The sequence below is a fragment of the Delftia sp. WSY_10 genome (assembly GCF_043104705.1).
Classification (GTDB): Bacteria; Pseudomonadota; Gammaproteobacteria; order Burkholderiales; family Burkholderiaceae_C; genus Comamonas; species Comamonas tsuruhatensis.
This window is the reverse complement of sequence record NZ_JBICKY010000001.1, coordinates 1-5,510: the sequence shown is the minus strand read 5'-3', so window position 1 is coordinate 5,510 and position 5,510 is coordinate 1. Positions and strand designations below refer to the sequence as shown.

Sequence of the window (5,510 nt, the reverse complement as noted above, 5' to 3'; positions counted from 1 at the left end):
GTTCAACTTTTAGTTCATCCAAAATTTATGTGTATCTACCTTTATGTCCCATAAGCAAGCAAACCGGGCTTGGGGGGCTTGGCTGGTGCTGCGCCCTCTAGCCGGGTGGGCTTCCCTACAGCGACGGACTGTTCTTCTTTAACGCCGTAAAGCGCTTGCATTTTTCTGTGCTTTAGTTCAGATTTTACTCACCTACTCACCTACTCACCTACTCACCTACTCACCTACTCACCTACCCATCTACCCATCTACCCATCTACCCATCTACCCATCTACCCATCTACCCATCTACCCATCTACCCATCTACCCATCTACCCATCTACCCATCTACCCATCTACTCATCTACTCATATACTCATATACTCATATACTCAATTTCCCATTTACTCATATACTCTCACGCTTAAAGGTATGCTTATTTGTTCAATTAGTTTTATGCTGAAAATTTGCATCCTCGAGTGACTTATGTATTTGAATTAGAGGCTAATGTCTAATTTTTACTTATGAAAATAGTTGCCGTATTGAATGAGAAGGGCGGGACAGGAAAAAGTACTGTTGCTACTAATTTGGCAGCATTGCTTCATAGAGAGGGAGGGGGTGTGGTTTTGATTGATTGTGATCCGCAAGGAACCTCAAGAGACTGGCGAGACGCAAGTCCTAAGAATCTTGATTTGCCAAAAGTACTTAGCGTCGATGATAGTAAATATCTAAAGTCTTGCTTGGAATCTTTGAATGCTGATGTAGTAATAATAGATAGTCCTGCTAAAGCTGCGGAAATGAGTGCTGCAATAATCATGGAGTCTGATGTTGCACTTATTGTGATACAACCTTCAGGGCCTGATTTATGGGCCAGTGGTGCAGTGGTGAAGCAAATACAAGAAAAAAGGGATTTGGGCGGTAAGATCGATGCAGCCTTTTTGGTGAATCGAAGTAATTCATCTACAAAACTGCATAAACTAATTAGAAGTGGAGATTGGAATACCTATGATGGAGTGGAAGTTTTGGAGACTTTTATAGGTAATCGCACGGTATTTGCATCAGCAATGACAGAAGGTGTTTCTGTTTTCGAATACAGTGACGCGAGAGCAAAGAACGAAGTTTATAATGTCGTAAGAGAGCTTAAGGAGGCAAAATGGCTCTGACTGTCAAACCATTGGATAAGGTTCGGGATTCAGTAACGCTGAATGGTTCTAATGATAATCAGAAGGATCTGGTTAGGGTTAATATTCAGGTGGAAAAGGAAATAAGGATAAAATGGCATACGGCAGCAATGAAGCGCGATATGTCTCTAAAGGATTTAATTCAGGCCTCTGTTGAGGCTTACATTAAATAATGATATTATATTAACTAACGTCCTAAATATACTGCTGTAACCTCTTCGCGGCCGTGACCCAGCTCGGCCGATATCTGCAGACGTATATTCAGATCTATGGCGCGTTGCTCTGGTGTCAGTAGATCCCGATTTGGTCCGCCGGCGGCCGGAGACTTGAAACCCGCCAGGGCTTCAAAGCGTGCCTGTGCATATCCATGCCGCAACCCGTGCAGGTTGTGCATGCCGGTCTGCCTGGTGGATTCCTTGTATGTGCTCAACCAGGCCACATAGGACTTGTCGGGCGGGATCATCGAGCCCTTGCCGGCCAGGGCCGACGCCCTGGCCAGGACCTCGCGCTGGTAGTCGGTCGTGATCGGCACCGTTCGAGCTCGGCCGCCCTTGCACCAGGAGGCCTTGAGCTCGATGACGTCCGGGCCTGACCTGGTGGCGTAGCTAGGCTGAAATTTCAGAGCCTCTTCCCGGCGCAGCCCGAAGGCCTGCTGCAGCTCGAGCGACACGCGCAGGCGCTCATGTGCAATCGATTGCAGCTTGTTGGGTTCCAGCTCCTGGGCCTTGGAGACCTTGGCCACATACGAGCGGCGCCCAATGCCGGCGGCGTCGTTGGTACGGGGCACGCAGTTTTGCTTGCCCACCTTCTCCGCCCACCAGCGCACCGCGGCCATGCGGTTTTTGATGGTGCCGACGGCCAGGCCGTCAGCGCGCCACTGGGCCAGCAGCACGTCGACGTGCTTGGGCTTGAGGCTCGCGGCCGCCAGGTTCTGGAAACCGGCCTTCTGCAGGGTCCGGGCGGCAGCATGCAGGATGTTGGCGCGGTTGGCCTGGGTGGCGAAGCTGCCGTCCTTGTTGCGAGCGCAGAGGCTCGAAAGCTCTTTGGCGATGTCTTTGCGCATGCAGCGGCCCACCTTCCAGGCAATGACAGGCCCCAAGGGGCGCTAAGTGTTGCTAGCCCGAGAGCATGGCTCTCTGGCGACCTGCAGCCCGTAGGCAGCAGGATGTGTCACCCGGTAGGCGACGGATGCCCCTTGCAGGCACCTAGATGCCCGCAGGAGGCGGGGAAACGACTGGTCAACCGGCGGGCATGCCCGAAGGGCCGAAAACCGCAGGATGGCCCGTTTACGGGCGTCGTTGGCGCTTTGCCAAGCACTCGGAAGCCGAGTAAGGGCGTGCTTTGACTTGGCCAAGGTCGCGGGCATCTCCGCAAAGCCGGTTGCAGGGCAACTCCACCCGAGCAGCTGGCCGGCTGCTACTACGGCTGAACAGGCCAGTCGCCAGCCATTGCCCTGGCCCAAGCCTTGGGAGCGTGGACGTCTGGTTTTCAAGGGCTCAACCGGTGCACCTGGTGCGATTTATCGCGGGGCAGGGTCCCCAGTGGCTGCACTCCACCATTGTGCGAACGACCGCCCGGGAGGGTGGTTTCGGCCTGCCTGGCCTCGTCAGGTCCGCGTCCAAATCATAGCGTAATGCCCGAATCCTCCGAAATCGGCAGCGTAGGCATGTTCTGTCACTAGACAAGCCAGTGACAGAACATCCAACAACAGACCCCCCGCTGGGGGGTAGAGCAAAGGCAGTGGCGCGCTTCGCGCTTCTGCCTCCCCCCGGCGTCCCGCCCGCGCCTATGGCGCTCCACGGCAGGGGGCCTGCAGCCCCCAGACCCCCTGGGCTGCGCCCCCTGTGCGCCCTTCGGCGCACGGGCCCCGGCGATGGTCGATCAAGAGGGGGGGTCGCTTCGCTACGGGTGGGAGGTGCTGGCGGTGGGCAGCTCAGCTGTCCACGGGCTGCGCCGACCCCCGGCCGTTCCCCGCAGGGTGATTCAAAAAAACTGGGCCGTGCGAAGCGCGGCGAGGGGTCCGGGGAGCGTGCTCCCCGGTGCAGTGGAGCGGTGGGCAACTGGGCCTGGCGGGGGGGGGTCAGGGGGCAACGCAGCGCGTTGTCCCCGCCCTCCACGGCCAGGCCCAGTTGTCCACCGTGGAACGGGCAACTGGGCGCATGCTTTGCATAGAGTGAGAAGGAAACCGCTGGAAGCCGCTCCAGTGCTTACGCTGCTTGACAACTTTGGCAGCTCAACTGACAGAACTTGCGGTTCTGCTGACAAAACATCTTGATTTTTTGTCAGTTGGTGAGACAATCACTGTCCATCCAATTGACAAATTTGAGCGGAAAAATGTCAGTAAAACTGTCACTTAAAGCTATGAAGGCAGAAATGATGAGTCCTCTCATCAATCCCCTCGTAGAACCTCAGGAGCTTCAGACTAAGCGCAGATTGGTCAAGTCGGGCCGCAGCGAAGATCTAGTAAATTCTGTTACAGGTGAAATTACTGGAGTTGCTGCAATTCACCAAATAGAAGAAAGGGATGATGCTGAATTTGTAAAAGTATTCGCGGCAGGAGTATCCGCGACCTATGAATTAACCAAAACAGCTCAGAGAGTATTCCAGGTTGTTCTTGATCAATACCAAAGAACGCCTATGAGTCGAGGCTACGCTGACTCTGTCGAATTATTTTGGTTTGGCCATGGAATTAATGGCAGAGATGTAGGTATGAGTGAACGGACCTGGATGCGAGGATTGAAAGAGCTATTAGAGAAGAGGTTCTTATATCCAAAAACTTCGAGTAGTTATTGGACAAACCCAGCTTTGTTTTTCAAGGGGAATAGAGTTCTCTTCATTAAAGAATACAGGCGTCGCAAGCCAGTGGTAAACAAATTCCTGGATGATTATGAACGAGAAAATATCTTAGAGTAGTTGTTTAGAAATCATCATCATAATCTTCTGCATACGATGAAATCAAGTCGAAATAATGCTCTGCTCTTTCTTTTTCTTCCTCGTACCAAATTCCTGTATCTTTGTTTGATGTTCTAAATCTAAGTCGGTATATTCCTGAAAAATAACCATCTTTGAGTGGCAGGCTTATTTTTAAAGTTTCAGGATTGGTTTTAGAATCGAAGAAGGCAAACTGAGTATTGTATGCCGCTTCCAGCAGCTTCATTAAGCTCGGATCGCCATCGTTTTGAACGACTATAGATCCAGCGTGAAAATCATTAACTCTAATTGAAGTTAATAATTTATTTTCAGAGCTCAAGAGGGAAATTACTTCATATATGAGCCCTGCTTCTTTTAAATTATTAAGCGCTTGCCAGAATCTATTCTTTCTTTCTTCGTCGATTGCATGAGGAAGGGCTATTTTTATAAAAGAGGAATATGCCCTGTCCTCTTTTGCCTCTGCCTTCCACTCGAACAATTCGCCTCTTTGAGGTGTTTTAGAGAGTATTTCCCAATCTTTATAAACAGTGGACGTAGGGGGCAGCCCTCCAAAAGCCTGCATTTCGTTCTTCGCATACATAGCAAGCAGAAGCATTGCTCCGTCGCAGTTAGCTTCTTTTTTATCCTGTCCCTTGGAAGGGGTCATCTTCTTCAAGCGACGTAGCGGCGAAGTGACTGCGTGTTCCGCTATCTTTGGCGCGTCAACGAAGTTATGGGGCAGGTCAAGGTCTAGAGGGTACTGTCGTGGAAGTATCCATCTAGAGCTCTTGGGCGAGGCCTCTTGTGCCGCTGTTGGAGCTGGTTGGATAAACCCAGTCTGAACAAGAGCGTCGATGATCGACTTGGCTCTCACTTCAGAGCATCCAAGCTTCTCGTGAATGCTGTTGACGCCCGCTCCGCTAAGAAGGTGAGGTGGGTAGTCGAGGATTTGTCGACCTGTTGTGTGCCTAGCGAGCACCAAGTAACCTGCCAAACCATCGAAGCCGCTGAGCTGGGCAATGTTTGCGAGAGTTTGGAAGTTCGTTTTGAAGTACTGCATGCTGCTTCCTAGGCTTTCGGTCGATAGTTGGTAGCAGCAGACTGTTCCGCTTCCTCGTAGAATTTCGTTGTTGGGACGAAGAAACTACCGGGCCCCTGGAGGAGCGCTACCACTATCTTCCGGGGCCTGGTCTGTTCCAGAGCAGTTCCCGAATCGAACGGGACCTCCGCCTACGTTGCGCGGTATGCATCCATGCACCTCTGCTAACCCGCCAAAGTACAAGTCTGTTCTTGTCCCCCTGCCCGATTCGAACGGGCTTTACACCTTCGCTGATGAAAAGCTTCCTTGCGGGGGTCTTTGGTTTGTGCAGTCTAACACAAATTTTTTCTGGTGAAGACGACTGTCTCTACTTTTTTTTTGTGATTCTACTTTTTTTTTT

At 51.6% G+C, this 5,510-nt stretch carries 5 protein-coding genes; 3 read left to right on the top strand and 2 right to left on the bottom strand.

Going from position 1 to position 5,510, the window contains the following annotated elements:
• The first annotated feature begins 504 nt into the window (after positions 1–504).
• Entirely contained in the window at positions 505–1,143 is a 639-nt protein-coding gene (gene parA / locus ACF8ML_RS00025) for a ParA family partition ATPase (RefSeq protein WP_392405749.1), read from the top strand.
• Positions 1,134–1,334, top strand: coding sequence for a hypothetical protein (locus ACF8ML_RS00020; protein ID WP_392405747.1), 201 nt, complete (start codon positions 1,134–1,136; stop codon positions 1,332–1,334). The genes parA and ACF8ML_RS00020 overlap by 10 nt, the downstream gene beginning before the upstream one ends.
• A gap of 14 nt (positions 1,335–1,348) precedes the next feature.
• Here ACF8ML_RS00020 and ACF8ML_RS00015 read toward each other — a convergent pair whose 3' ends face one another.
• A complete protein-coding gene (locus ACF8ML_RS00015; RefSeq protein WP_392405745.1) occupies positions 1,349–2,224 on the bottom strand; it encodes a phage integrase N-terminal domain-containing protein in 876 nt (291 codons plus the stop codon).
• Positions 2,225–3,495: 1,271 nt separating this feature from the next.
• On the opposite strand from ACF8ML_RS00015, the gene ACF8ML_RS00010 reads away from it, so the two are divergent.
• Positions 3,496–4,074 (top strand): hypothetical protein, encoded by a 579-nt coding sequence (locus tag ACF8ML_RS00010; RefSeq protein WP_392405744.1) that lies wholly within the window; start codon positions 3,496–3,498, stop codon positions 4,072–4,074.
• Between the two features lie 4 nt (positions 4,075–4,078).
• On the opposite strand, the gene ACF8ML_RS00005 is transcribed toward ACF8ML_RS00010, so the two are convergent.
• Complete coding sequence (locus ACF8ML_RS00005) at positions 4,079–5,131, bottom strand: hypothetical protein (protein ID WP_392405743.1); 1,053 nt, start codon at positions 5,129–5,131, stop codon at positions 4,079–4,081.
• Positions 5,132–5,510: the final 379 nt, after the last annotated feature.